The sequence below is a fragment of the Pseudomonas sp. P9_2 genome (assembly GCF_034008255.1).
Classification (GTDB): Bacteria; Pseudomonadota; Gammaproteobacteria; order Pseudomonadales; family Pseudomonadaceae; genus Aquipseudomonas; species Aquipseudomonas synxantha_A.
This window is the reverse complement of record NZ_CP125376.1, coordinates 1656025-1681740: the sequence shown is the minus strand read 5'-3', so window position 1 is coordinate 1681740 and position 25716 is coordinate 1656025. Positions and strand designations below refer to the sequence as shown.

Here is a 25716-nt window from a genome sequence, read left to right as displayed (position 1 = left end):
TTACAGCCGTGTGCAAATATTTCTGAAATTATTCATCAAGCTTCAACAGAGGCTCCTGGAAGCGTAATAACCGCCCAGCGTTACCCAGCACCAGCAAGGTACTGAGGTTATGCAGCACCGCCGCAATCATGGCACCCGCCGCGCCCAACCAGCCAAAGGCCGCGAACACCACGATGGCCAACGTCCAGCCCAGGCCGATGATCACGTTCACCTGCAACGTCTGCCGGCACTGGCGGCTCAAGCGCACGCAGGTACCCAGGCGGCGCAAGTCGCTGCCGATCAACACCACGTCCGCCGATGCCAGGGCGATATCGGCACCGCCCGCCCCCATCGCCACACCAACCACACCGGCCTTGAGCGCCAACGAATCATTGATGCCATCGCCCACCACCATCGGCCGGAAGCCGCTGCTGATTTCACCCAGCACGCGGTTGAGCTTGTCTTCCGGCAAGGCTTGGGCTTCGACATCACTGATGCCCACCTCCAGCGCCAGGCTGTCGGCCACGCTTTGGCGGTCGCCGGTCAGCAGCAACTGGCGGCCCAGGCCCAAATCACGCAACTCTTGCAGGGCCTGGCGCGCCTCCGGCTTGACGCTGTCGGCCAGCAACAGCCAGGCCAGGAAATCGCCGTTCAACGCCAACCCGGCAATTGGGCCGTCATGGCTGGGAACGCCGCTGGTGACGATGCCCAATTGTTCGAACAACTCCGGCCGCCCCAGCGCCGCTTCGCCCTGTTCGGTCTGTGCGACCACGCCCAGGCCCTGACGCTCGCGAATGTCGGTGAGCGCCAGTAACTGCTCCTGAGTCGCCAACCCCGCCAACGCTCGGCTGACCGGGTGACTGCTCGCCGAGCCGAGGCTGGCCGCCAGGTTCAGCAGCTCCTGGCGATCCGGTGCGGTGGTCTCGATGGACTGCAAACGCAGGGTGCCAAAGGTCAGGGTGCCGGTCTTGTCGACCACCAACGAGGTCAGGTCAGCCAATTCTTCGAGAAACGCCGAGCTGCGAATCAGAATCCCATGACGCGCCGCCACGGCGATCCCGGCAATCGCCGTGGCCGGCGCCGACAGCACCAAGGCACACGGGCACGCCGCCACCAGCACCGCCAGCATCGCCTGCGCATCGTTGGTGACGAACCAGGTGACCGCCGCCAGCAACAGCACCAACACCATATAGCTACCGGCATAACGCTCCAGCAGCCGAGTGATCGGCGGCTTGGAGCGCTCGGCGTTCTGCATCAGTGCGATGACTTTGCCCAAGGTCGATTCGTTGCCAGTGCGCGTCACTTCAAGGCGCAACAGACCATCAAGGTTGATCGCGCCACCAAACACCTGCACGCCAACGCCGGCTTCCAGCGGCACTGACTCACCGGTGATCGGCGCCGTGTCCAGGCTCGCCTGGCCGGACAGCACCACGCCATCGGCCGGCACGCGGTCGCCGGCGCGCACTTCGACGATATCGCCGGGGTTCAGCGTGGCGTTATCCACTTCGGTGATGGATCCGTCAGCCTGTACCAAACGCGCGTGGCTGCGGGTGAGTTTGCCCAGGGCATGGATCGCTTCCTGGGAGCCGATTACGCTGCGCTCTTCCAGCACATGGCCGAAGATCATGATGATCGGCAACAACGCGGCGGTGAGCAGATCGCCGGTGGCCCAGGCGCCAAGCATGGCCAGGGCAATCAGTTGGTCGGTGATGCCGTGCAAGCTGGGAAAGCGCAGGCTGTACCAGGCCGAACGCATCACCGGCACCGCCACCAACAGCGATGCCACCCCCAGCAGCAATTGGCTCACACCGTTCTGATCCGGCGCCAGCCAGCGCCACACCAGGCCCAGCACGAGCAACCCAAGGGCGAGCATGGCCAGGGTCAATTGCCGGGCAGCGCTGCGCTGTTCGGCCGAGGTCAGCATGGGTGCGCTCATTGTTCGGCTCCCTGGATGATCAAGCGGGAGTCGTCTTTGGGATCGACGGTGGTCACGGAACCCGCCTGGCCGAGAATCTTCGGCAGGCGTTCGCGGTACAGGCGCAACAGCAAGCCGGGGTCTTTGACCTGGGCGAGGCTGGCGACGGTAGCGGTTTGCGCCTGGGCATTGGCCAAACGTTCGCTGGCCTGGGCGTGGGCGACTTGCACCTGGCGGTCAGCCTCCTGATTCGCGGTCTGGGTGAGTTTTTCCGCTTCGGTGCGGGCGTTGGCCACCGCTTTATCCGCTTGCTGGCTGGCGGTCAGCACTGCGTTGAAGGCATTCACCGCCGGGCCCGGCAGGCTCGATTGCACATCGACGCGGGTGACTTCGATGCCCAGGCCCAAGCCGCTGGCAGCCAACTCGGCCAGGCGTTTATTGATGCCTTGCACCAAGTCGCCGCGCAGTCGCTCGCGGCGTTCGGCGGCGCCATTGTCGCTGCCGATCAGTTCAGGGCGTGCTACCAGAATGGTGTCCAGATCCCGCGCTGCCGTCAGGGCTACGGCGCTGCGCGTCACCAACCGATCCAGCGCAGGCAACACGTGGTCGCCCTGCAACACGAAGGCATAGGGCTCGGTCACCTTGTAGAACACCCGCACATCCAACTGCACCACCCCGGCATCGCCGGTCAGCAGGTAGCCGGAACCGGCCAGGGCATCGCTCAACGGCGTAGCGAAACTGGCCACGCGATCGGCCTGCAACGCCGCATCGGAACGCAGCAGGTTCTCCACTCGGCGCTCGATCACCCGGTCCGCCGCCGGCAACAACACCACCTGCTCGAACGGCTGCGGCCAGGCCAGCAACAGCCCGGCGTTCTGAATGCGATCAAGGGCGCCGAAGTGCAGGACCACCGCGCGATTCTGCGGGTCGATCTGGCGCACATTGGAAAAGGCCCAGGCCAACGCCGCCAACACAGTGACCGCGTACAGCGCCAGGAAGGTCAGGCGCCCGGCCTGAATCCAGGGGCTGTCGGGACTGTCGCGTTCGCTCATGGCTGGATGTCCTTCGGCCCATCCACCAGGGCGCGGAACGGCGCGGCGTCGGTGCGCAGGATGATTTTGGTACCCGGCGTGACCACCGTGCCCAAGGTATCCAGCGAGCGTAGCAGGTTGTACAACTGCGGATTACCCGCGTAGGCACGGCCATAAATCTGCGCGGCTTCTACCCGCGATTGCGCTTCGATATCGGCGGCTTTCACCGTGGCATCGGCCTGCACGATGCGCGCATCACGCTCGGCGGCGGAGCGGATTTGCGCCGCTTCGCGCTTGCCCACGGCGGTACGTTCAGTGGCGATGGTTTCCCGCTCGGCGCGCATACGATCAACCGTGGCGGTGAGTGTCACCGAAGGCAATGTCAGGCGCTCGATGCCGACCTGCGCCACGCGCACGCCGTAAGTGGCGAGCAATTGTTGATCAATCTGCTGGCGCAACTGCGCTTCAAAATCGGCGATACGCACTTGGCTGGCGTCGGTGTTGATCAAGCTGGACAGGTCAAAGCTGGCCGCCGTGGTTTCCAGCGCCGAGCCGACGAAGGTGCGGATCTGCCGCGCCGCTTCGTCCGGCTGGTTCTGCACTGCGCGCATGAAGCGCTGCACATTGTCGGCATCGCCCTGCACCTGCCACGCCACATAGGCCTGCACGATAATCCGCAGGCCATCGCGGGTGCCCACGTCCTGCAAGCCACTGGACGTGGTGCGCAGGCGCAGGTCCACCGGGATTGCCGCTTCGAATGGCGCCGGCCAGCGCCAGCCCAGGCCCGGTTCCAACAACACTCGCGCGGGGTTGCCGAAGCGGGTAATCACCGTGGCCTCGCCGGAGCGCACCTGCACCAGGCTCGCCGCTGCCACGGCAAACAGCACCAGTAACGCCGCCAAGGCCATGCGCCGCCAAGGGAAAGGCCCGGCCGCTTGCTCATCACCATGGTGGTGATGGTGGTGGCCGTGATGATGATGACCGTGATCGTGGGAATGAGCGCTCAACAGACAGACTCCTTATTGAACGGCTTTGCGCGGCGCCAGTGGATCGGCGGGCAAAGTAAAAGAACGCAGATCAATCGTCGGCGCACTGTCGGCGCCCAAACGATGATCCAGAATAAGCAGCTTGGCGTGGGCCAGGCCCAGGCTCAGTTGGCTCAGGTACTGTTCCAGTACGAAAGCCTGGCCCGCCGCGGCATAGGCTTTTTGTTCGGCGGCAAAGCGCAGGTTCGCCGCTTGGGCGCCAGCATTCACTTCGCGGGCGCTGGCCTGGGCCTGATCACGGACGGTGCTGGCTTGCAGCAGCGCCAGGTTGGTCTGCTCGCTGGCCGCGCCACGTTCACGGGCAATCAGTGCCTGGGCGCCGATCTGGGCGGCTTGCACACCGTGGTAAGCGTTGGCGGCGCCAGCCGGTGGGTGGATCGCTTCAACCACCGTGGCGAGGATCTCCACCCCGCTGTCGAGGGTGTGCAGGTCTGCTTGCACCGTGCGGCCAATCTCGTCGGCGAGGCTGGTGCGTTGTTCACCGAGCAATTCGTCGAGGGTGCGCGAGGCAAAGTCATGCACCAGGATGCGGCTGGCGGTGCTGCGGATCAGGGTGGGTATGTCCGCGCTGTTGTATGTGGCGGCAAGCGCAGCCTGGTCGGTGAGGCCGATGCGGTAGACAAATCGCACGTCCATGTTGACGATCTGGAAGCCCTGCTTATCGCCGCTGCTGCTGGCGATGACCTGGGATTTGTCATTCACATGGCTGGCGTCCCACAGGCGGTTGGCAATCAACGGCGCCGGGCCTTCGGCAGCGGCCAACTCCGGTGTGGCGGCTTCGCTGACGCTGGTCGCCAGTTCATGCACCACGCCGTTCTCCACGTTGAGTACGCGGCCCAGCGGCCACGGCAAACCCGTATGCAGACCGGGGCCGAACACCTCGACCGGTTTGCCGAAGCGCTCATAAATCCCACGCCCTTGCAGGGGCACTTCATGCACGCCGGTCAGCGCCCAGCCTACCGCCAGCACCACCAGCAACACCGGCAGGAAAGCCCGGCGCATGTAGGTGAAGGCCCAGATCTGGCGCAGGTCGATGCCAAAACGGTTGTGCAATTCATGCTGCAACGCCAGCAACGGTTGTGGCGGCCAACGCAGCAGGCCGGCGATAAAACTCTGCGCCATCAAGCGCGGCTCAAGGCGCGGCTGGCGCGGGCTGAACAGCGACAGCACGCCCCGCAGCAGGAACTCCAGCGCCACCAGCGCCGGCAACAGGCCGACGAGTGTCGCCAGACGCAGCGGCCACACCGACTCGGCATTGGCAAACAACAGGCAGATGGCACTCAGCACCAGGCAGATAATCGCCACCCGACTCAACTGCGCCAGCTGTGAAGCTTCCGGCCACTGGGCGGCGGTTTCCTGGGCCAGGCGACGCTCGAACACCAGCAAGCCAAAAGCCAGCCCCAATGCCAGCGCCGCACCGATGCTGGCGGACTGACCGATGGCCGCAGCAGGCAAGGCCAGGTCCCAGAACTGGATAACGCTGACCAACGCCAGCAACGACCAGCCAGCCAACCACAGCACCGGTGCGCCAACTTGCGCCAGCAGGCCGTTGCCGAAACGGTTGATCAGCCCCTTGTGCCAGGCAGTGGGCTCAATGGGTTGCTCAATCAACTCAGCGCTCGGCACCTCCAGCGCCTGGGCACGCCAATCAGCCACCCACCAGGCCGACTGCAACCCGGCCACCAACAGCAGCAGGGCCGAAGCGCAGTTGATCAACACCACCGGCCAGATCGACAGTGGCGCAAACAACGCCACGAACAGCGCCAACACCCATCCGCTGATCGCCAGGGTCGTCAGGCTGATACCCGCTTGGCGTAACCGACGGGCATGGAACAGCCCTTGCTGAAAACGCGCCAGGCCTTCTACCGAAGCGCCATCAGCTTCTAAATCCACCTGCATCCGCTCAATGCCCACCTGTACACAATTCGTTACGATATAACACGAAGCGTGAAATTTTTGTTCGCTTTTGCATCCACTCTGAATCCCTTGTGGGAGGGGGCTTGCCCCCGATAGCAGTGTGTCAGTCGACTGATTAGTTACTGGTACACCGCAATCGGGGGCAAGCCCCCTCCCACATTTGTTTTGCTGTGCTCTCTGGATTGTGACTAACCCCCTATAAACACGAGCCATCACTGGTGTCGGCTGCGATTAATCGGCACACTCCGAAACAGCTTTTCGCGGGTTCACGGACAAGGAAGCGCCACCCCATGATTTCCATCTACCAACTCAAACCGCGGTTTCAAAACCTGCTGCGCCCGCTTGTGCAGCGCCTCTACGACAACGGCACCACCGCCAACCAGATCACCGTGCTGGCCGGAGTTGTTTCGCTGCTGGTGGGGTTGTTGATCGCAGGCTTCGCCCAACACCTCTGGCTGTTTGCGTTGATCCCTTTATGGATGATCGTGCGCATGGCCCTCAACGCCATCGACGGCATGCTCGCTCGAGAATTCGGCCAGCAGTCACGCCTCGGCGCTTACCTCAATGAACTGTGCGATGTGATCGCCGACAGCGCGCTGATCCTGCCCTTTGCCCTGATCCCCGGCGTGAGCCCGGTGCCGGTGGTGCTGGTGACACTGCTTGCGGTCTTCAGCGAGTACGCCGGTGTGTTGGGGCCGATGGTGGGCGCATCGCGTCGCTATGACGGGCCGATGGGCAAGAGTGATCGGGCTTTTGTACTGGGTGTACTGGCCACCGGCGTGGCGCTGGGCTGGCTCGGCGCCGGTTGGGTCGAGGCAGTGATGTGGCTGATCGCCGCCCTGCTCGCCTATACCTTGGTCAACCGGGTGCGTCAGGGCCTCAAAGAACAGCAACAAACTCCCCCTTCTGCATAAGGATTTTGCGATGCGCGAACAGCAAGAGCACACCTTCAGTACCCATGATGGCGTCGAGCTTTTCTACCGGCACTGGCCGGCCACGGCAGACGCCGGGCCGCGCAAGGCAATCCTGTTGTTCCATCGTGGCCATGAGCACTCCGGACGTATTGCCCACCTGGTGGATGAACTGGACTTGCCGGGGTTTGATTTCTTCGCCTGGGACGCCCGCGGCCACGGCCAATCGCCCGGCGAGCGCGGCGACAGCCCCAGCTTTGCCACCAGTGCCCGTGATGTGCAGACCTTCTGCGACCATATCGGCGCCACCTACGGCATCGAAGAGCAAAACCTGGCCGTGATCGCCCAAAGCGTCGGCGCAGTGATCGCGGCCACCTGGGTTCACGACTACGCGCCAAAAATCCGCGCCCTGGTGCTCGCCTCGCCCGCTTTCAAGGTCAAGCTGTACGTGCCCTTCGCCCGCCCGGGCCTGGCCTTGATGCGCAGGTTTCGCGGCAACTTTTTCGTCAACAGCTACGTCAAGGCCAAGTTCCTCAGCCATGACCCGGAACGGGTAGCGTCCTACGACAGCGATCCGCTGATCACCAAGGCCATCTCGGTGAATGTGCTGCTGGGCCTGTACGAAGCGGCCGACCGGGTTGTAGCCGACGCCCAGGCGATCCAGGTACCAACCCAGTTGCTTATCTCCGGCTCCGATTTTGTGGTGCACCGTAAACCCCAGCAGCAATTTTTCGACCGCCTCGGCAGCCTGAAAAAAGAGCTGCATATCCTCCCTGGGTTTTTCCACGACACCCTCGGTGAACGTGATCGAGCCGTGGCCGTGAGCAGCGCCAAACGCTTTATCTTGCAGAACTTCGCACACCCGCTGGACCGCGCCTCTCTACTGGACGCCGACAAACTTGGCGCCACCTGCGCCGAATCCGAATCCCTTGCCGCGCCGCTGCCACGCAATTCGCTGCGCGACCTCTACTGGCGCATGACCCGCGCCAGCATGGGCCTGGGCAAGAACCTGTCGGACGGCGTGAAACTGGGCTTCGACACCGGTTTCGACTCCGGCAGCACGCTGGACTACGTGTATCGCAATAAGCCTACCGGCAAGGGCGGGCTGGGGCGGATGATCGACACCAACTACCTCAACTCCATTGGCTGGCGCGGTATTCGCCAGCGCAAGCTGAACGTCGAGGAACTGCTGCGCCTGGCCATGACCAAGCTGCGTGACGAGCACCGCGAGGTCCGTATCGTCGATATCGCCGCCGGCCACGGCCGTTACATCCTTGAAGCCTTGCAGGGCGTATCGCCGTTGCCGGAGTCGATCCTGCTGCGCGACTACAGCGACATCAACGTGCGCGACGGTGGCGCGCTGATTCGCGAGAAGGGCTTGGGGGACATCGCCCAGTTCGTCAAAGGCGATGCGTTCGACCGCACTGACCTGGCCGCCCTGGACCCCAGGCCGACCCTGGCCGTGGTGTCGGGCCTGTATGAGTTGTTCGCCGATAACGCCATGGTCGGTGGTTCACTGGCGGGGCTGGCCGAAGCTGTGGAACCTGGCGGTTACCTGGTCTACACCGGGCAGCCGTGGCACCCGCAGTTGGAGCTGATTGCCCGCGCGCTCACCAGCCACCGCCAGGGCCAGGCCTGGGTGATGCGTCGGCGCAGCCAGGCGGAAATGGACCAGTTGGTTGAAGCCGCGGGCTTTCGCAAGATCACCCAGCGCGTGGATGAGTGGGGCATTTTCACTGTGTCCCTGGCACAGAAGATCTGAACATGCGCGAACCCGGTTTATTGAAACCCGCGGTGCTCTGGCTGCTGCTATTGGCGCCGCTGTTTTTCAGCACCTACGGCTTCGCCACCTGGGTCACCAGCCAGCGCAGCGACGTCGGCACGCTGGTGTTCGGCTGGGAAAGCCATATGCCGTTCTGGGCCTGGACCATCGTGCCCTATTGGTCCATCGACCTGCTCTACGGCTTCTCTCTGCTGCTACCCAATACACGGCATGAGCTGAAACAACATGCACTGCGCCTGCTGAGTGCGCAGGTGATTGCCGTCAGCTGCTTCCTGATCTGGCCGCTGCGCTTCACCTTTGAGCGGCCAGAGCTGGACGGGGTGTTTGGCTGGCTATTCGCGGTGCTGGCCGGTTTCGACAAACCGTTCAACCAGGCACCTTCGCTGCATATCGCGCTGCTGGTGATCCTGTGGGTCATGTATCAGCGGCACACCCAGGGAGTCTGGCGCTGGGTGGTGCATGGCTGGTTTGCGCTGATCGGCATCTCGGTGCTGACCACTTATCAACATCACTTTATCGACTTACCCACAGGCGCCCTCGCGGGGTGGCTGTGCGTGTGGTTATGGCCAGTGGAGCACCCGAGCCCATTGTTGAGTGCGCGGTTGACGCGGGATACCCAACGCTGGCGCTTGGCCGTGCGCTACGGGCTGGGTACGCTATTACTGCTGGCACTTGCCCTGGTACTGGGCGGCGGCTGGCTGTGGCTGCTGTGGCCAGCGGTTTCCCTGGGTTTGATCACCGCCAACTCCCTTGTGATCGGCGCGTCGGGCTTTCAAAAACGTGCGGATGGCCGCCTTACGCCTGCAGCCCGCTGGTTGTATGCGCCTTATTTAGCGGGTGCGTGGGTCAATTCGCGGCTGTGGACACGCAAACATCCACAGCCGGACCTGATTGTGGATAACGTCTGGCTGGGGCGCATTCCTACGGCCAGCGAGCAGGGTTCATTCAAGGCCATTGTCGATCTGTGCGCCGAACTGCCGATTAATCCACTGGGCCGCGCTTATGCCTGCGTACCGGTACTGGACCTCATCACCCCGACACCCGACGAATGCCTGGAAGCCGCGAACGCCATTGAACGCCTGCGAACGAGCGGCCCCTTGCTGGTGTGCTGCGCCCTCGGTTACTCCCGTAGCGCCACCGCTATCGCCGCCTGGCTGCTGAATACTGGCCGAGCCGCCACGGTCGATGAAGCACTGGCTATTATTCGTACAGCACGGGCCACTGTGGTCCTGCACCCCGCACACCGTAAAGCGTTGGAGGGTTTGCACCATGCCCGCTGATATGGAACTCCAGGTAGTCGCCAGCCTGCTACGCCGTGGCCGTTCCCTGGATCAGTTATCCACAGGCCTGACGTTGCTCGGCGTACTGTTCGGCCTCGCCCAACTGTTGTTGGCCAGTATCTCGACGATCTGCCTGCTGCTGGCCCTGTGGATGATCGTGCTGGGCCTGCTGCAAAAGTACTGGGCGCTGCGGGTGGCCTTCGACGCCGACCTGTTCGCCTTGCTGGCCCGCGACGTTACCCGCACCCCAGACCTTGATCAGGCCCTGCAAACCCTCGGCCTGCAATCGTCCAAGCGAGCCGGTCGGCCGTGGACCGAACGCCGCCGTGGCGCCCTTAAACTATTGCGTAAACAAGCCTGGTTGCTGGGCGCGCAAGCGCTGCTGACCTTGGGCGTCATCCTCGCCAGCCCTTGGCTGCCTTTCGCCGGATAAGGAATTCCCATGTTCGAACCCGTGGTCGCCACGCTGATTACCTCCATGGCCCGCACCGTCACCGGCGCTCGCAGCCTGTGGCTGGGGTGCGCGCCAGTACCGGTGCAACGTATCTATTTCGCCAACCACAGCAGCCACGGCGACTTCGTGCTGGTGTGGGCGTCACTGCCGCAGAACCTGCGCAAATTCACACGCCCGGTGGCCGGCAGCGATTACTGGAACAAGAGCGCGCTACGCCGCTACATCATCAACCGGGTGTTCAATGGCGTGCTGATCGACCGCGAGCGCAAAGAGCCTGTGGATAACCCATTGCTGCCCATGCTCGCAGCCTTGGAAGGCGGTGACTCGCTGATCATCTTTCCTGAAGGCACGCGCAATCTGGAGGACGGTTTACTGCCGTTCAAAAGCGGCTTGTATCACCTGGCAAAAAGTTACCCACAGGCTGAGTTGGTTCCCGTGTGGATAGCCAACCTCAACCGGGTTATGCCCAAAGGGCGCGTGCTGCCACTGCCGTTGTTATGCACAACCAGCTTCGGTGCCCCCCTGCAATTGGAGGAAGGCGAAGACAAAGCCGCATTCCTCGCCCGCACCCGCGACGCCCTGCTCGCCCTCGCCCCGGAGCACTCCTGAAATGGATAGCCAAACCCTGATGTTGTTCGGCGGCATCGGCGCGATCCTGGTCATCGCCTCGCTGATCGGCCTGATCCTCAAGCTGCGCACCCGTGGCAGCCCCAACGCAGTCATCGACAACCTCAACGCCCGCATCAACGCCTGGTGGGTCATGGTGGTAGTGATCGGCGTCGCCTTCTGGCTCGGCACCGGCGCGGTGATCCTGCTGTTCTACGCGGTGTCGTTCTACGCCCTGCGCGAATTCCTCACCCTCACCCCGACTCGGCGCAGCGACTACCCGGCCCTGGTGGCCGCGTTCTACCTGGCCCTGCCACTGCAATACGTGCTGATCTACGCCGACTGGTACGGGCTGTTCTCGATCTTCATTCCGGTGTACGTGTTTTTGCTGCTACCGATCCTCGCCTCCCTGGGCGGCGACAGCACACACTTCCTGGAACGCGCCTCGAAGGTGCAATGGGGGCTGATGATCGCGGTGTTCTGCGTGTCCTTCGTCCCCGCCCTGCTGACGCTGGACATTCCCGGCTACGAAGGCCGCAACCTGCTGCTGATCGCCTACCTGGTGATCGTCGTGCAACTCTCGGACGTACTGCAGTACGTATGCGGCAAGCTGTTCGGCAAACACAAGATCGCGCCCAACCTGTCACCGTCGAAAACCGTGGAAGGTTTTGTCGGCGGGATCCTGTTGTCTTCACTGATCGGTGCAGCGCTGTGGTGGACCACGCCGTTCAACCCTTGGCAGTCGTTCCTGATCGCGCTGCTGATCAACTTGCTGGGCTTTGCCGGCGGGATTGTGATGTCGGCGATCAAGCGTGACCGCGGCGTAAAAGACTGGGGGCACATGATCGAAGGGCACGGCGGGATGTTGGATCGGCTGGATTCGGTGTGCTTTGCGGCGCCGATCTTCTTTCACCTCGTGCGCTACTGGTGGACCTGACCCCATCCCTTTTTCAGCACCAATGAAGATCAAAATGTGGGAGGAGGCTTGCCTCCGATAGCGGTTTGTCAGTAACTGCCTATGCTGGCTGATACACCGCAATCGGGAGCAAGCCCCCTCCCACCTTTGACTTGTGGTGCTTTCAGGGTTTAAGCAAAGTCTGAAACTGGTGCAGCAGTGATCTCGACATAGCTAGACTCCCCTCCGCCTATCGCACCCGATAGCCAGCCCCAAACGAAACTCAGCGTCGTGCGCCTGGCGTGATCCACGCCTACCGTGCCACGTGACCACCCCGCGAGCAGTTCACCTTCCAGGGTTACGCACTGAAATAGCAGCTCGATGGTCTCTGCACCGGTCACCCGCCCGACCTGCGTGCCCACGCGAATTCGGCCACCCTGGTAAGTGCTCGAAATCACGCCATCTTCGATTTGGTAATGAAACACGGTGCCGGTGCCGGACAACCCTCAGGCGTTGTTCCCGACCGCAAACCGACGATCGTGCAAACGTGCGTGGACAGTAGCAGAAGGGTGTTGCATCAGTACGCATCCTTGAATTAAGCGAATCCAAAACGTAAAAAAGGGGCTGTTGAAAACAGCCCCTTGAATTTAGCGAATTAAAACTGTCGCAGCTAGGGCCCGTATCTCGCGGCCTGTAGTGGTCAACTAATCTCGGACGCCGCGTTAAGTTTTTCCTCGGCCACAGCGGGCGTCAGCTCGCTGTTCGTTGATGGGTATCTGGAAGCGTCTGGCTGGAAGCAAGCAGATCAGGGCTAATGCCCTTCGGGCCCATCAAACGACTGCTTTGCCAAGCTCTTCACCTCTCCGGCTCGGAAGCTTCTCGGTATCGATGCGTTTCCGATACGAAATCGATAAATGCCACTGCTGCGGCAACCGCAAGCCGAGCATGCCTGGGCTGCAGACCGCGATGTTGGGGGCTTGCCGAGTTTATGTGCAAGCGAGGTGCTGCTCGCGACGACATATCTGGCCGGAGAAATTGCACTAAGGTGCTTCTAGAAAAGTTTCCAGGTGCATCAGCAGATCAAATATCAACATTGGCAGGTTGTGGTGTCGCAACAGTCTATCGGGTGAAAAAAGAGCTTAAAAATAAGGTGTAAAAGGTATGGAATCTAAAAGCTTTAAAGTATTAGCAAAAGCGATCTAAAGCATAATTTCAATTGCGCGATATAACAGATAACAGTCGAATACTATTTTTATAGCTCAAACGAAACTACACAAATGCACTGATAATCTGCTCATCAACAAGTCCGAGAAAATCTTGATGGCATTTACTCAGGTAAGCTTTCTTCACCTTCGCATACTTGTTTTCGGGTTCGATTTGGAGAAGGTAATTAATTCGACCTATTAAACGCTCATAAATTAACGGATCAAAATCTGGCAGCCGCGCTAGACTACCAACATTTTTCTCCAACTCATAAATCTGAGCCCTGAGCTTTCTCTTAAATGATTTCGGAGCCCTAACTTGCCCAGAAGATATTGAGATGCCCGTTACAATCTTTTTCCTACCAGCCAACTTTAGCTGCGTTTTTTTATGATTTAGATGAAAATCATACTCCAATAAAATCTCGCCTACCAATGACGCCAAATCCCTAGGTATAAACTCCCCTGAAAATGCTAGATCGTCTGCATAACGAGAATATTTTAAACCAAAAAAATTTGCTAGTCCGGCAAGTCTGACATCTATCGGGCTGAACACTAGATTACTAAGTGCGGGACTTGTACATGCGCCCTGTGGAAGGCCATTATTCAAGATACAAATAAGTGAAGTATAAAAACACACATCAGCTTTAGCCCCATTTCTCTGAAGAGCTTCGAAGACCATTTGCCTAGAAATACTAGGAAAAAAGTCTTTTATATCAAGCTTCAATAACTCCCTACCATTGACATGAATACGAGCATGATCAATCGCGCTCTTACCTTTCACATATGCATAGGCAGAGGAGTTGGACTCAAAAGAAAAAAACAAATTATTCAGAATATTACTCTGTATAATCGCTAAGGAAGGGTATGGGGAACTTATTGTCCTAGTTCCACCACTTTTTTTTGAAATTTTGAATTCTCTATAGAAGCTCGATGGGCTTGCTATAATACGTGACAATACAGAAAGCTCCTCCTCGGTGGAAATACCAAGGAGCATATGTAAGTGCGAATCTATCTGCATAGAAAACCTAACTAGTGTTGAAGGCCGACCCTACCAGCTTGCTCTTTTCACTTAAATTCATTCACGTAGTGAATGGATTTAACTCTATCGAGGAGCGAGCGAAGCGAGTGGAGCGATAGAGTTGAATTCATTCGTGGCTAAAAACAGCCTGAATGATAAAGGCGGATACACCTTCGATTACTAGAGCCGACCCCAACGGGCGCATTATACATAACGATGTGCTCCGGTCAAGGCTTTAGGAGTGTACTCATCCAACACACTAGGCCGTTGAGTTTTACGGAGCCTGTTTAGCAACGCGATCTTAGCATTAGATAGATCTGGTGAAAGTCGAACGCTTCGACCCTCCCTAACAATTAAATCATTACGGACCATAAAATCCATGACCTCTATAATTAGCAGAGGGGAGACGCCATACTGAAAGTGAAAATCATAAATTTCGTGCCACTTCCGATCAGAAATAAATTCAATAAACTCTTTAAGCGCTGTTCTTTTTGAGCTCATTGATCAGCCCGCCCGCCTCAAGAGGGTTCTAAAGCTATCCCCGCTTTTCAACTTTGCCCACCAAAACACAGGGAAGACATTGTTAGGGCAATTATCATTTTCTACGCAGTACAGCGCTTCACTTTTGGAAAACCCAAAGCTGTAGTCTTTTATTTTTTTATTTTTATAGTTTTCGTGCAGTTTCTGCTCCAACCCAAGCATAAGTAGCTTATATTCATCAGCCACTTTAGGCTCATACTTGTCTGAAATAGCTCGATCTAGAGATATCGCTGTAAATACTTCGCATCCGGTTTCATCCGCAATCCGATCGCATCCAAACCGCATGCCTGCAACAGACATATAATAAAGGGTAAAATCTTCAACTCCTCTTTTCGAAAGAAGTTTGGTCAGCCACTTTGCCTTTGTAATTAGCTTTCCACCGCTACCAATGAAGTCATCAAAAAGCACGACGACGTCACCGTTCTGTATAGACTTCGCCCCACTAGGAATGCTAGGTAACATCCGAAGGTGCCAATCATCATAGGGATCTAACTTATTTTTAAGCTTTTGCATGGCTGCTACAGAGCCATCAATTTCGATATCGTTACAGGCTGCAACTATCCACGTGGTTTCTGGACTCAACGCCCAAGCTGTGATTTTAGCACTGAGATCTCTGTATGCATTTCGCTCTTTTATCGAGTCCAGTATCACAAATTCTTTTATCAGCTCTTTCAAAAATACTTGTTCGCTTCGATGATCACAGATATTCCAAAGATCTGAAAACTCATCTAAATACGCTTTGACCCAAGTCTGAGCCTCAACTATTTCAAGCATGTCATATAATACATCCGCTGAGACTTTTGTTGCGACCAAGCTCAAAGAAAACTCCTTGCAAAATAAATATTTGCCTGAGGATGAAACGCTAGAATCACACTATAAAAATCTTCTACCGTCTTTCACATCAAGCATAATTCAAAGATAATTTGATATCAACAACAATGAACCACCTTTGAAAGCTTTATACTAGTGTCGTGAGCGGTTAGTTTATTTTCTAACGTACAACGATCTACTGTACACCCCTCGCCCCGAGATGGTTCCAGGCATGCCTCGTCCAATTTCTCCCTTCGCACTGCAGCCCGCCGACGTTCTTACGCTTCAAGGTTGGCTGCGCATGAGTACGCTGGAGCAGAGCCTTGCTCAGCGGGCGCGGATAGCTTCAAGAGCTCAATAGCCTCTTCCCTAGGCGACACACCCTCCAAAGAGGGTGTACCGCACTCCAGCAGCACTTTGCGAAGTGACTCGTTCACGTTAGGCAACTCGGAATCATCCATAGGCCTATTGAACACCCTCAACTTGGCCCTACCTCTAGACCGGAGCGCTTGTTTGCCTCCGACCCAGGTGATGCTTTGGCGGTCCTTCAAGCTTGGCACTCCTATGACAAAGGCATAAAAGAGAGCGTGGGGAAATAGTTATTAAATTGCCACTGGGGCACCTCATCTTATTGTTTAGAAGCCAATCGGCTTTTGGTCAAGCTGTAGTGGTCAACTAAGTTCGGATACCGCGTTAAGTTTTTCTCAGCCACAGCGGGCGCCAGCCCGCTGCTTGTTGATAGGGGTATCTAGAAGCGTCTGGCTGGAAGCGAGACGGTCGAGGCTATGCCCATCGGGTCCATCAAACAACTGATCTGCCAAGCTCTTTACCTCTACGGCTCGGAAGCTTCTCGGTATCGATGCGTTTCAGATACGAAATCGATAAATGCCACTGCTGCGGCAACCGCAAGCCGAGCATGCCTGGGCTGTAGCCCGCGATGTTGGCCGTCCTTCCCATGTCCGGTACCGTACAAACCTCTCAACTGCGTGAGATTGCGGAGGATATTCTTGATGTTCTCAGCGCCCTTAGCTGCTTCACTGACTCCGGCGGGAATCCACATGGTACTCACGTGCAGGCACGATCAGCGCCGAGTAGGCGTTGCTTTGCTCGTGCTCAGTTACAGTCCTCAGCGCGGTTGTGATCCTTTCCTGGAGCTGGACCCGTTTGACCCCGAGCTTGGCGTACTCCAAAGCAGGAATGATGAAGTGGATCTCCCAATAGTTGGTTCCACCATTCCAGTTGTCGTTGCCCGTCAGTTCCGCATTCGCAGGATGACCGCGGACTACCTCCGCAGCCTCATCAGCACCCTCCGCGCGGAGAACCGCGTATACCGTCGCCAAAAGCGGCTCAATTTCGGTTTGCTCCATACGGCCCCCCAATGCAGATAACTGAGAGTCATCGTAGCTAGCAGGACGGGCCATCTGCTATCAAAAACTAGATACGTTGGTGAAAAAGCTAAACTCGAGGTATGCCCAGCAAACCAGGGGCCATTTACATGCCTTTCACTTTTCAGCCCTTTCCATACATTCCCTGAACCTGCAAGCGTGCCTTGATGCCCATCTGAGCAATGCCGCTTGATCCTGGCTACTTGCGGGCCGGAAACTCTTCAAAACCAGCGGCAATCAGATTCGGGCGAAGTGCTTTCAAGCAAGTATGTGGCACGGCCAGCCAGAACAGGTTCCGCGCTCTGGTCACCGCGACATAGCCGATGCGACCTTCCTCGGTAAGGGTGCCGGCAAGCAAGGCGTCAACGTTCGGCTTTTTGGTTACGTACAGAACCGCACCGATAGACTCGCCCTTCACCTGGTGGATGGTTTCCACTCTAATCCCGGTGGCCCGATCCTTCTCCTCTACCGCACCAGTTAGGGGAAGATCCAACAACCCAGTTTTAGCCAGCTTGTTGCCCAGCTTGCCTGCAGCCTTCAACCCAAATTGCCCTTCGGTGGTCGAGAGAAGCTTTTTGATATTGGTCAGTAATTGGGGATGCCACTCGGTTTTAGCCAAAAGCGTAGATGAAGGTAGCCCGGCCTTAGCGTCGCGGATGAAACCCCAAAGCAGTCGTCTAAGCCCAAACATCCACGCATCCTGCGGGGCACCCTGAAGGTTAGTGCTGAGGCCATGCGGTGGCTTCTCCATCAAACCCTCCACCGCTCGGCACACAAGCTTGAAGCAATCTTGATAGCGGCCTTGCTGGTCTCGGACCAATGCTGCTTTGGTGAAAAGAGCGACCGTACCTTGACCTGGGGGAGCAGCTTTGCCGGATAGCACTGCCGCCCGGTCAGTCCCCCGGCTGAGGATCACCGCATCTTGATATTGCATGCCCAAGTCATCAATTTGCGCTTTGAACGATTCAAAAAGCTTAGGAAGCTCGGAGTCCTTGTATCCGACGAAGTACGCCCCCCCGTTTTCAGGCTCCCGATCGGCCTCATCCTCGCGGCCACAGAGTGAATTAGCGATGCTGATGATTGGAGGCAGTGAACGATAATTGCGCGAGAGCTTGTAGTCATTCACCCCCGCACGATTGTAATAGGTGCTCAGGAATGAACCGTCAGCTCCTGCGAAGCCGTAAATGCCCTGGTTTACGTCACCGATGAGCGAGACTTGAACTCCAGCCTTGATGAGCAATTCCAAAATAGCCTGATGCAAGGTGCCCAGATCCTGGGACTCATCGACCAAAATCTGCGGGTAGCGTGCGGCAAGCGCTCGCAAGACTGCTGGTTGCCCGATCAACGTACGGTACACCCAATACCGGCCAAGCTCGTGCGTGTAGGCCCCAATGCGGCCCAGACGCCTGATCGCATCTAATGCCTTAGCGGTATCGAGCTTCACCAAATCATCGAGGGTGCCGGTAAAGAAGTAGAAGTTCCCATGCTCCAGCCCCACTTTGACGTCCTTGATGTGGGTCGGACGTCCTTCCTCAGGCCAGTATTTAAAGTTTGCTAGGAACGGCTCGGTACCGGATACAAGGTACGCAGCTTGGTCTGAGGACATTGTTCGATAAGCGTGGGGACGCAGCACATGCTGGGTGAAGAAGCCGTCTAGCGTGTCCACTTCCACGCGTTTGCGGTTGGCATCATCTGGAAGGTCTGAAGCGAGCTGGGCGTAGCCTTTGTTGAAGGTATTGACCGCAACATTCGAGAACGACAAAAGTACAACCCGACCCCGACTATTTTCCATTTTTTGCCGGACGGCAATCAGCCGCCTGATCGCCGTGGACGTCTTGCCGCTACCGGCGCAGGCTGTAACAGCGATAGGTCCAAGAGGCGCATTGATTATTTCCTTCTGCTCATCGGAGAGCTTCATGGCTTGATCGCTCCCTGACAGACATGTTCAATCGCTTTGCGGAGATAGTCAGGTACTTCGCACTTTGGCGTGCAGGCAATCTGTTCAGCCAAAGCCTGGGCAAACCGCCCCTTTTGCAGATTACCGCTACTCGCCTTACGCTCGAACATGCCACAAAACAGCGCCTTTGCCTTCGCAGTGTTGTCTGGCTGAGCATCGACGATCTTGCGTAGCGCTGCAGAAATGATCGGATGAGGGTCAGCCAAGGCCTTGAGCATCGAGTCGCGGTTCGCCTCAAGCAATGCAAGGTCGTATTCCAGCGTTTTCAAACCGTGGAACACTTTGACGAAAGCGTCGTCCGATTCCTTCATCTTGACGGTGTTGCTCGATAGCCTCACTTCGTCTCCCAGCGACGGGTAGACTTCTTTCCGTTTTAGCTTCTTCTTTTTCTTGGCAGGCTCAGCTAACGGATCATCCGCGTCAGGACCATCGGCGACAGAGGCATCCGTTTCTTCGAGATACGCAGCCTCGGCAAGAATGTCTTCGATGTCAGCTGCATCCAGCGCACCTTCCGCAAGCTCGTTGGCCTCTTCCTCCTCGAAAGGATCGGCGTCGGTTACGACAGCAACCGGGATCCGAAGTCCGTTTTCACCGAACAAAGGTAGGAAAGAATCGAAATTGAGTCCTTCGACACTGATCAGGCTGACCCCGAACTCTCGCAGGTCTAGCCCCATGAGCGTGGCCAGAGCATCGACGAGCATGAGCTCGGCGGCGCCTTCCACGAATATTACCCGACGAGCAAAAAAAAGTTCGGCTCGGGTCACGTCCAGATAGCGTTCCAGCTTTTCGCGTTTTCCCTTACCAAACTTGATGTCGCGCGGGAAGAAGGTCTCTACGCCGGCATCGTTCTCAACCAAACACACCAGGGATTCGAGCTTGGAGTTGCTGGCAAAATTGGGGGAGTGACTGGTGACGAACAGCTGCACCGCCTTTTCACCTTCGCTCGTTGGCACGCCTGCGAGGTAGCGCAACAACACGCGCTGCAGCTGAGGATGCAAATGGGCTTCCGGCTCTTCAACAATCAAGCTGCGATACGCGGCGTCCGGATTCTTGGCCAGCTCGCTTAGCACTACCGCCATGAAAATCAGGTTGTTGAAACCCAGGCCATTCTGCTCAATGTCCATTGCTTGAGCCGTGAGGGAGAGCCGAGCAGATAACCGCTGAAAGTCCGTCGCGCTAAGCCCAACAGCGAGTGTCTGTGCCAATTGATCGCCCATCATAAGACCGTGTCGGGACGAAATCGCGGTATGGGTGTTCTGGATCGCTTCGGTCTGTTGGAGCTTTTCGTCCAGTTCCTTCAATGCTTGGTTAATCGCGTCACGGCCAGGTTCATCCGTGAGCAAGTGAAGCAGGTGTGCCAGCTGGCTGTTGCGGCTGGGTCGAAGTCCCTGAGCGGCATCTCGTAGGGGTTGGAGATAAACGCCCCTAAGGTTTTCCATCATGTCTGAGGTAAGCGCCACATCTTGATGATCGCCACACCAACGCTTCACCCTGAAGCGTCCTGTCTGATCTGCGTCGGTATAGCGGACATGGATATGGGCGTCCATGGTCTTATCAGCAGCAGGCTTGAGCGCAGCGATAAAGTCCGCTTCATCATCGTGGCTTAAATCACGAAAGACAAAATGGAAGGAAATGTCGCCACCCGGTTCGCCTTCAAGCGGACGGTGCCGGTCGGCGATATCAAGGCGGGGATACGGTTCGTCATGACCGGCGAGAAGGGTCCGAAGCGCATCCACTACAGCGCTTTTGCCAACATTGTTTGGACCTACCAGCACATTCAACCCAGGCTGAAATTTCAGCTTGGCGTCACGTAGCTTGCGGAAATTCTTAATAGTCAGCTCAGCGAGGTACATGAAAGTCTCCATCCGTGTTGTGCGGATAAGAGCCTATATGAGCTGAAGTGCGCAATAGGGCTTCCTCTCTACGACTTCCAAGGTCCGATATAGATGAAGGCGATCGTGCCCTAAGGTGCAAAAAAGGATGCTACCCCCACCTAGCCATGCCCCTCTTCCCACACCCTACACCCAGCAGCACGGTGAGCACACTGAGTACGCCGAGTACAAAGTGCATTGGTGCCAATTTAGGAACCGGGCGGGAGAAGCCTGTCGCGACATCAAGGGAGCCAGCGAGCGCTCCCCTGTGCTGCGACAGTTTTAATTAGCTAGCGACAGTTTTAATTCTCTAAATCCACCCTTTTGGGTACGTCAGTAAGCCTTACTCCACCGTCACCGACTTAGCCAGGTTACGCGGCTGGTCAACGTCGGTGCCTTTGAGCACAGCGACGTAGTACGACAGCAACTGCAGCGGGATGGTGTAGAGGATCGGCGACAGGGTGTCGTGAATGTGCGGCATGTTGATCACGTGGGTGCCTTCACCATTGGTCATGCCTGCCTTCTCATCTGCGAAGACGATCAGTTGGCCGCCACGGGCGCGTACTTCCTGCAGGTTGGACTTGAGCTTCTCCAGCAGTTCGTTGTTTGGTGCCACGGTAACCACTGGCATATCGTCATCCACCAGGGCCAATGGGCCGTGTTTCAGCTCACCGGCCGGATAGGCTTCGGCGTGGATGTACGAGATTTCCTTGAGTTTCAGCGAGCCTTCCATCGCCACCGGGTATTGCGCGCCACGGCCGAGGAACAAGGTGTGGTTCTTGTCGGCGAACAGCTCGGCGACTTTTTCCACGGTGCTGTCCATGGCCAGGGCTTCACCCAGGCGGGTCGGCAGACGACGCAGTTCTTCCACCAGAGTGGCTTCGACGCCCTCGGCGAGGGTGCCGCGTACTTGACCCAGGGACAGGGTCAGCAACAACAGGCCTACCAATTGGGTAGTGAAGGCTTTGGTGGAGGCCACGCCGATTTCGCGACCAGCCTGCGTCAGCAAAGTCAGGTCGGATTCACGCACCAGCGAGCTGATGCTGACGTTGCAGATGGCCAGGCTGCCGAGGAAGCCCAGCTCCTTGGCGTTGCGCAGGGCAGCCAGGGTGTCGGCGGTTTCGCCGGACTGGGAGATGGTCACGAACAGGGTGTCTGGCTGCACTACCACTTTGCGGTAGCGGAACTCGCTCGCGACTTCGACCTGGCACGGGATGCCGGCCAATTCTTCCAGCCAATAACGCGCGACCATACCGGCGTGGTAGCTGGTGCCACAGGCAACGATTTGTACATTGCGCACTTTGGCGAACAGTTCGGCGGCTTGCGGGCCGAAGGCGTTGACCAGCACCTGGTTCTGGCTCAGGCGACCTTCCAGGGTGCGTTGCACCACGGATGGTTGCTCGTGGATTTCCTTGAGCATGAAGTGGCGGAACTCGCCTTTGTCAGCGGCTTCGGCACCGTCGCGGTATTGCACGGCTTCACGCTCGACCGACTGACCGTCAACGTCCCAGATCTGTACGCTTTCGCGGCGGATGTCGGCAATATCGCCTTCTTCCAGGTACATGAAACGGTCGGTCACCTGGCGCAGGGCCAGTTGGTCGGAGGCAAGGAAGTTCTCGCCCAGGCCCAGGCCGATTACCAATGGGCTGCCACTGCGCGCGGCAACCAAGCGGTCAGGCTGGCTGGCACTGATCACGGCCAGGCCGTAGGCGCCGTGCAGCTCTTTGACTGTGGCCTTGAGGGCCGTGGTCAGGTCACTGTGGTCTTTGAGCTTGTGGTTGAGCAGGTGGGCGATCACTTCGGTGTCGGTGTCCGAGGTGAACACGTAGCCCAGGCCCTTGAGTTGCTCACGCAGCACTTCGTGGTTTTCGATGATGCCGTTGTGCACCACCGCCAGGTCACCGGAAAAATGCGGGTGGGCGTTGCGTTCGCACGGCGCGCCGTGGGTGGCCCAACGGGTGTGGGCGATACCCAGGCGACCCGCCAGAGGCTCGCCGGCCAGAGCCTGGTCCAACTCGCTGACCTTGCCCGGGCGGCGCATACGCTCCAGCTTGCCGGCGTTGGTGAAGACGGCCACGCCTGCGCTGTCATAGCCGCGGTATTCCAGGCGCTTGAGGCCTTCGATCAGGATGGCAGTTACGTTACGTTCGGCGACTGCGCCAACAATTCCACACATGGTGTTTCTCCTAGATGACTGCCGCGCATATCAGCGTAATGCCGCGGGCTTGGATCTGGTCGCGGGCCTCAAGTGGCAGGCGATCATCGGTAATAAGGGTATGGACGCTGCTCCAGGGCAGTTCCAGGTTGGGAATCTTGCGGCCAATCTTGTCGGACTCGACCATCACCACCACTTCACGGGCGACCTCAGCCATCACACGGCTCAGGCCCAGCAGTTCGTTGAAGGTGGTGGTGCCGCGCTGCAAGTCGATGCCGTCGGCGCCGATGAACAACTGATCGAAATCGTAGGAACGCAGCACCTGCTCGGCGACCTGCCCCTGGAACGAGTCCGAATGCGGGTCCCAGGTACCGCCGGTCATTAACAGCACCGGTTCATGTTCCAGTTCGCTCAGGGCGCGGGCCACATTCAAGGAATTGGTCATAACCACCAGCCCGGGTTGATGACCGAGTTCCGGAATCATGGCGGCGGTGGTGCTGCCGCTGTCGATGATGATGCGCGCATGTTCACGCAAGCGCACCACGGCCGCACGCGCGATGGCACGCTTGTAGGCCGAGACGGGCTGGGCGGCGTCGCCTACCAGCTCTTGGGGCATGGTGATTGCGCCACCGTAGCGACGCAGGAGCAGGCCGTTACTTTCGAGGGCGGCCAAGTCCTTGCGGATGGTGACTTCCGAAGTTTCGAAACGCTTGGCCAATTCGTCCACGCTGACTTCGCCCTGTTCATTGAGCAAGGTCAGGATATTGTGGCGCCGCTGGGGAGTATTTCGTTTCGACATGGCGATGATAAGTTTCGTTTCGAAAGATAACGAAGGCAATCAAAACCTATTGGCGAAAGATCGTCAAGCGGGGCGATAACTATTTTTTGAAACAACACCGACAAATGTGGGAGGGGGCTTGCCCCCGATGGCGCTGTGTCAGTCACCTGATGAGTTGACTGGTCCACCGCTATCGGGAGCAAGCACCCTCCCACATTGGAGTTTTGAAACTGCCAACGGTGTGGATAACTCAGGTCTTCTTGATTTTGACCGGGCGTTTCCAACCGTCGATGTTGCGTTGACGGGCGCGGGCTACAGCCAGCTGGGACTTATCCACATCCTGGTTGATGGTCGAGCCTGCCGCTGTATTTGAACCATCGCCAATGGTGACGGGTGCAATCAGCGAGTTATTGGAGCCAATGAATACATCTTCACCAATCGTCGTCTGGTACTTGTTGGCGCCGTCGTAGTTGCAGGTGATGGTGCCGGCACCAATATTGGTGCGGGCGCCGATGACGGCATCGCCCAGGTAAGTCAGGTGACCGACTTTTGCACCTTCGCCAAGGTGAGCGTTTTTCAGTTCGACAAAGTTACCCACATGGGCCTTGGCCCCCAGCTCGCTCCCCGGACGCAACCGTGCAAATGGGCCCGCATCGCTGCCCTCACCCATCACGGCACCGTCGACATGGCTGTTGGCCTTGACGACCACGCCTTTGCGCAAGGTGCTGTCCTTGATCACGCAGTTCGGGCCGATGACCACATTGTCTTCAATGATCACCCGGCCTTCGAGGATCACGTTGATATCGATCAGCACGTCGCGGCCTACTGTTACGTCGCCACGCACATCGAAACGCGCCGGGTCACGCAGGGTCACGCCCTGGGCCATCAGACGCAGGCCTTCACGCAACTGGTAGTGACGCTCCAGCTCTGCAAGCTGCTTGCGGTCGTTGGCGCCCTGCACTTCCATCGGGTCGTGGGGCTGCTCAGTGGCGACCACCAGGCCATCGCTGACGGCCATCTCAATGACGTCGGTGAGGTAGTACTCGCCCTGGGCATTGTTGTTGGACAGACGGCTCATCCAGTCGCCCAGCTTATCGGCAGGTACGGCAAGAATGCCGGTGTTGCCTTCGGTAATGGCGCGCTGGGCTTCACTGGCGTCCTTGTGCTCGACGATCGCGGCAACCTTGCCGTCGGCATTGCGCACGATGCGGCCATAGCCGGTAGGGTCGTCCAACTCAACAGTCAGCAAGCCCATCTGGCCAGGCACAACGTGCTTGAGCAGACGTTGCAGGGTTTCTACTTCAATCAGCGGTACATCGCCATAGAGGATCAGCACCGTGTCGGCGGCAATGAAGGGTACGGCTTGCGCGGTAGCGTGGCCGGTGCCCAGTTGCTTGTCTTGCAATACGAAATTCAAGTCGTCCGCTGCCAAGCGCTCGCGGACCACATCGGCACCGTGGCCGATCACCACATGAATACGTTGCGGGTCCAATTGCCGGGCGCTGTGGATAACATGACCCAGCATGGAGTTACCCGCGACCGGGTGCAGCACCTTGGGCAGGGCTGAACGCATACGGGTGCCCTGGCCTGCGGCGAGAATGACGATTTCAAGAGACATGAATGGCTACCAATCCTGGGCGGTCCGGGTTCAGACCAAAGAAGTGTTTTGCAAAAAAAGAAAAAGGGTAGCCGAGGCCACCCTTTTTAATCAATCACGCATGAAGTGTAACGGCAAGGCCGCTTACTTCTTGCGGATCTGCTGGAGCGTACGCAGCTGAGCTGCAGCCTCGGCCAGACGAACTGCAGCAGCGCTGTAGTCGAAGTCTGCGCCTTTTTCGTTCAGGGCCTTCTCGGCAGCCTTGACGGCTTCCTGAGCGGAGGCTTCATCCAGGTCGCCAGCACGTTGCACGGTGTCGGCAAGTACCTTGACCATGTTCGGCTGAACCTCGAGGAAACCACCAGAGATGTAGAACACCTCTTTTTCCCCGCCTTGCTTGGTCAGAGTGATCGGACCTGGCTTCAAGCTTGTGATCAGCGGAGCGTGACCCATGGCGATACCAAGATCACCCAAGTCGCCGTGCGCTGTTACAAACTCGACCAGACCGGAGAAAATTTCCCCTTCCGCGCTGACGATATCGCAATGGACTGTCATAGCCATCTGATTGCCTCAACCTGATGAGCGC

Annotated in this window: 20 protein-coding genes and 2 pseudogenes; 7 read left to right on the top strand and 15 right to left on the bottom strand. The window is 58.1% G+C overall.

Features of this window, described 5'->3' with window-relative positions:
• Nucleotides 1-28: 28 nt before the first annotated feature.
• The 4 genes from QMK52_RS07320 to hflK (QMK52_RS07305) are packed head-to-tail and all read right to left on the bottom strand — an operon-like array spanning nt 29 to nt 5870.
• Entirely contained in the window at nt 29-1915 is a 1887-nt protein-coding gene (locus QMK52_RS07320) for a cation-translocating P-type ATPase (protein ID WP_194439634.1), read from the bottom strand.
• Nucleotides 1912-2946, bottom strand: coding sequence for a protease modulator HflK (gene hflK, locus QMK52_RS07315; RefSeq protein WP_005792589.1), 1035 nt, complete (start codon nt 2944-2946; stop codon nt 1912-1914). The genes QMK52_RS07320 and hflK (QMK52_RS07315) overlap by 4 nt, the downstream gene beginning before the upstream one ends.
• Entirely contained in the window at nt 2943-3932 is a 990-nt protein-coding gene (gene hflC / locus QMK52_RS07310; protein WP_194439636.1) for a protease modulator HflC, read from the bottom strand. Before hflC ends, hflK (QMK52_RS07315) begins: the two co-directional genes overlap by 4 nt.
• A 12-nt stretch (nt 3933-3944) precedes the next feature.
• On the bottom strand, nt 3945-5870 hold the full coding sequence (hflK, locus tag QMK52_RS07305; protein WP_194439638.1) for a protease modulator HflK: 1926 nt from the start codon (nt 5868-5870) through the stop codon (nt 3945-3947).
• A gap of 308 nt (nt 5871-6178) precedes the next feature.
• On the opposite strand from hflK (QMK52_RS07305), the gene QMK52_RS07300 reads away from it, so the two are divergent.
• From QMK52_RS07300 to QMK52_RS07275, 6 genes are read left to right on the top strand one after another with little or no spacing between them, the layout of a single operon-like run.
• Nucleotides 6179-6802, top strand: a complete 624-nt coding sequence (locus QMK52_RS07300) for a CDP-alcohol phosphatidyltransferase family protein (protein WP_005792592.1) — start codon at nt 6179-6181, stop codon at nt 6800-6802.
• A 10-nt stretch (nt 6803-6812) separates the two neighbouring features.
• Nucleotides 6813-8561: a bifunctional alpha/beta hydrolase/class I SAM-dependent methyltransferase gene (locus QMK52_RS07295; protein ID WP_005792593.1), complete on the top strand. Its 1749-nt coding sequence runs from the start codon at nt 6813-6815 to the stop codon at nt 8559-8561.
• 2 nt (nt 8562-8563) lie between these two features.
• Nucleotides 8564-9862, top strand: a complete 1299-nt coding sequence (locus tag QMK52_RS07290) for a phosphatase PAP2/dual specificity phosphatase family protein (protein ID WP_320403967.1) — start codon at nt 8564-8566, stop codon at nt 9860-9862.
• Complete coding sequence (locus QMK52_RS07285; RefSeq protein ID WP_194439644.1) at nt 9852-10295, top strand: hypothetical protein; 444 nt, start codon at nt 9852-9854, stop codon at nt 10293-10295. The genes QMK52_RS07290 and QMK52_RS07285 overlap by 11 nt, the downstream gene beginning before the upstream one ends.
• A 9-nt stretch (nt 10296-10304) precedes the next feature.
• Complete coding sequence (locus tag QMK52_RS07280) at nt 10305-10925, top strand: lysophospholipid acyltransferase family protein (RefSeq protein WP_103734102.1); 621 nt, start codon at nt 10305-10307, stop codon at nt 10923-10925.
• Between the two features lies 1 nt (nt 10926).
• Complete coding sequence (locus QMK52_RS07275) at nt 10927-11859, top strand: phosphatidate cytidylyltransferase (protein WP_005792597.1); 933 nt, start codon at nt 10927-10929, stop codon at nt 11857-11859.
• Nucleotides 11860-12008: 149 nt separating this feature from the next.
• Here QMK52_RS07275 and QMK52_RS07270 read toward each other — a convergent pair.
• The 3 genes and pseudogenes from QMK52_RS07270 to QMK52_RS07260 form a co-directional block, all read right to left on the bottom strand.
• Nucleotides 12009-12395 (bottom strand): annotated as a pseudogene (locus tag QMK52_RS07270) (hypothetical protein).
• 691 nt (nt 12396-13086) lie between these two features.
• On the bottom strand, nt 13087-13974 hold the full coding sequence (locus QMK52_RS07265) for a reverse transcriptase family protein (RefSeq protein WP_320403966.1): 888 nt from the start codon (nt 13972-13974) through the stop codon (nt 13087-13089).
• Nucleotides 13975-14541: 567 nt separating this feature from the next.
• Nucleotides 14542-15396, bottom strand: coding sequence for a hypothetical protein (locus QMK52_RS07260; RefSeq protein ID WP_320403965.1), 855 nt, complete (start codon nt 15394-15396; stop codon nt 14542-14544).
• A 223-nt stretch (nt 15397-15619) separates the two neighbouring features.
• Here QMK52_RS07260 and QMK52_RS07255 point away from each other — a divergent pair.
• Nucleotides 15620-15730: pseudogene (locus QMK52_RS07255) on the top strand (IS630 family transposase); the annotation flags it as partial.
• Nucleotides 15731-16219: 489 nt separating this feature from the next.
• Here the strand turns inward: QMK52_RS07255 and QMK52_RS07250 are convergent.
• The 8 genes from QMK52_RS07250 to QMK52_RS07215 form a co-directional block, all read right to left on the bottom strand.
• Nucleotides 16220-16447 carry an abortive infection family protein gene (locus QMK52_RS07250; protein ID WP_320403964.1) on the bottom strand — a complete coding sequence of 76 codons (228 nt, stop codon included), beginning with the start codon at nt 16445-16447 and terminating at the stop codon, nt 16220-16222.
• Complete coding sequence (locus QMK52_RS07245) at nt 16422-16754, bottom strand: hypothetical protein (protein WP_320403963.1); 333 nt, start codon at nt 16752-16754, stop codon at nt 16422-16424. Before QMK52_RS07245 ends, QMK52_RS07250 begins: the two co-directional genes overlap by 26 nt.
• Nucleotides 16755-16971: 217 nt before the next feature.
• The gene (locus QMK52_RS07240) at nt 16972-18690 is read right to left on the bottom strand and encodes an ATP-dependent helicase (RefSeq protein ID WP_320403962.1); all 1719 of its coding nucleotides are present in this window, start codon (nt 18688-18690) and stop codon (nt 16972-16974) included.
• Nucleotides 18687-20582 carry an ATP-dependent nuclease gene (locus QMK52_RS07235; RefSeq protein ID WP_320403961.1) on the bottom strand — a complete coding sequence of 632 codons (1896 nt, stop codon included), beginning with the start codon at nt 20580-20582 and terminating at the stop codon, nt 18687-18689. The genes QMK52_RS07240 and QMK52_RS07235 overlap by 4 nt, the downstream gene beginning before the upstream one ends.
• A 361-nt stretch (nt 20583-20943) precedes the next feature.
• Nucleotides 20944-22776 (bottom strand): glutamine--fructose-6-phosphate transaminase (isomerizing), encoded by a 1833-nt coding sequence (gene glmS, locus QMK52_RS07230; RefSeq protein WP_005792598.1) that lies wholly within the window; start codon nt 22774-22776, stop codon nt 20944-20946.
• Between the two features lie 10 nt (nt 22777-22786).
• Nucleotides 22787-23554 (bottom strand): DeoR/GlpR family DNA-binding transcription regulator, encoded by a 768-nt coding sequence (locus tag QMK52_RS07225; protein ID WP_065886690.1) that lies wholly within the window; start codon nt 23552-23554, stop codon nt 22787-22789.
• Nucleotides 23555-23783: 229 nt separating this feature from the next.
• A complete protein-coding gene (glmU, locus tag QMK52_RS07220) occupies nt 23784-25151 on the bottom strand; it encodes a bifunctional UDP-N-acetylglucosamine diphosphorylase/glucosamine-1-phosphate N-acetyltransferase GlmU (RefSeq protein ID WP_005792600.1) in 1368 nt (455 codons plus the stop codon).
• Between the two features lie 123 nt (nt 25152-25274).
• The gene (locus tag QMK52_RS07215; RefSeq protein WP_005792601.1) at nt 25275-25691 is read right to left on the bottom strand and encodes a F0F1 ATP synthase subunit epsilon; all 417 of its coding nucleotides are present in this window, start codon (nt 25689-25691) and stop codon (nt 25275-25277) included.
• Nucleotides 25692-25716: the final 25 nt, after the last annotated feature.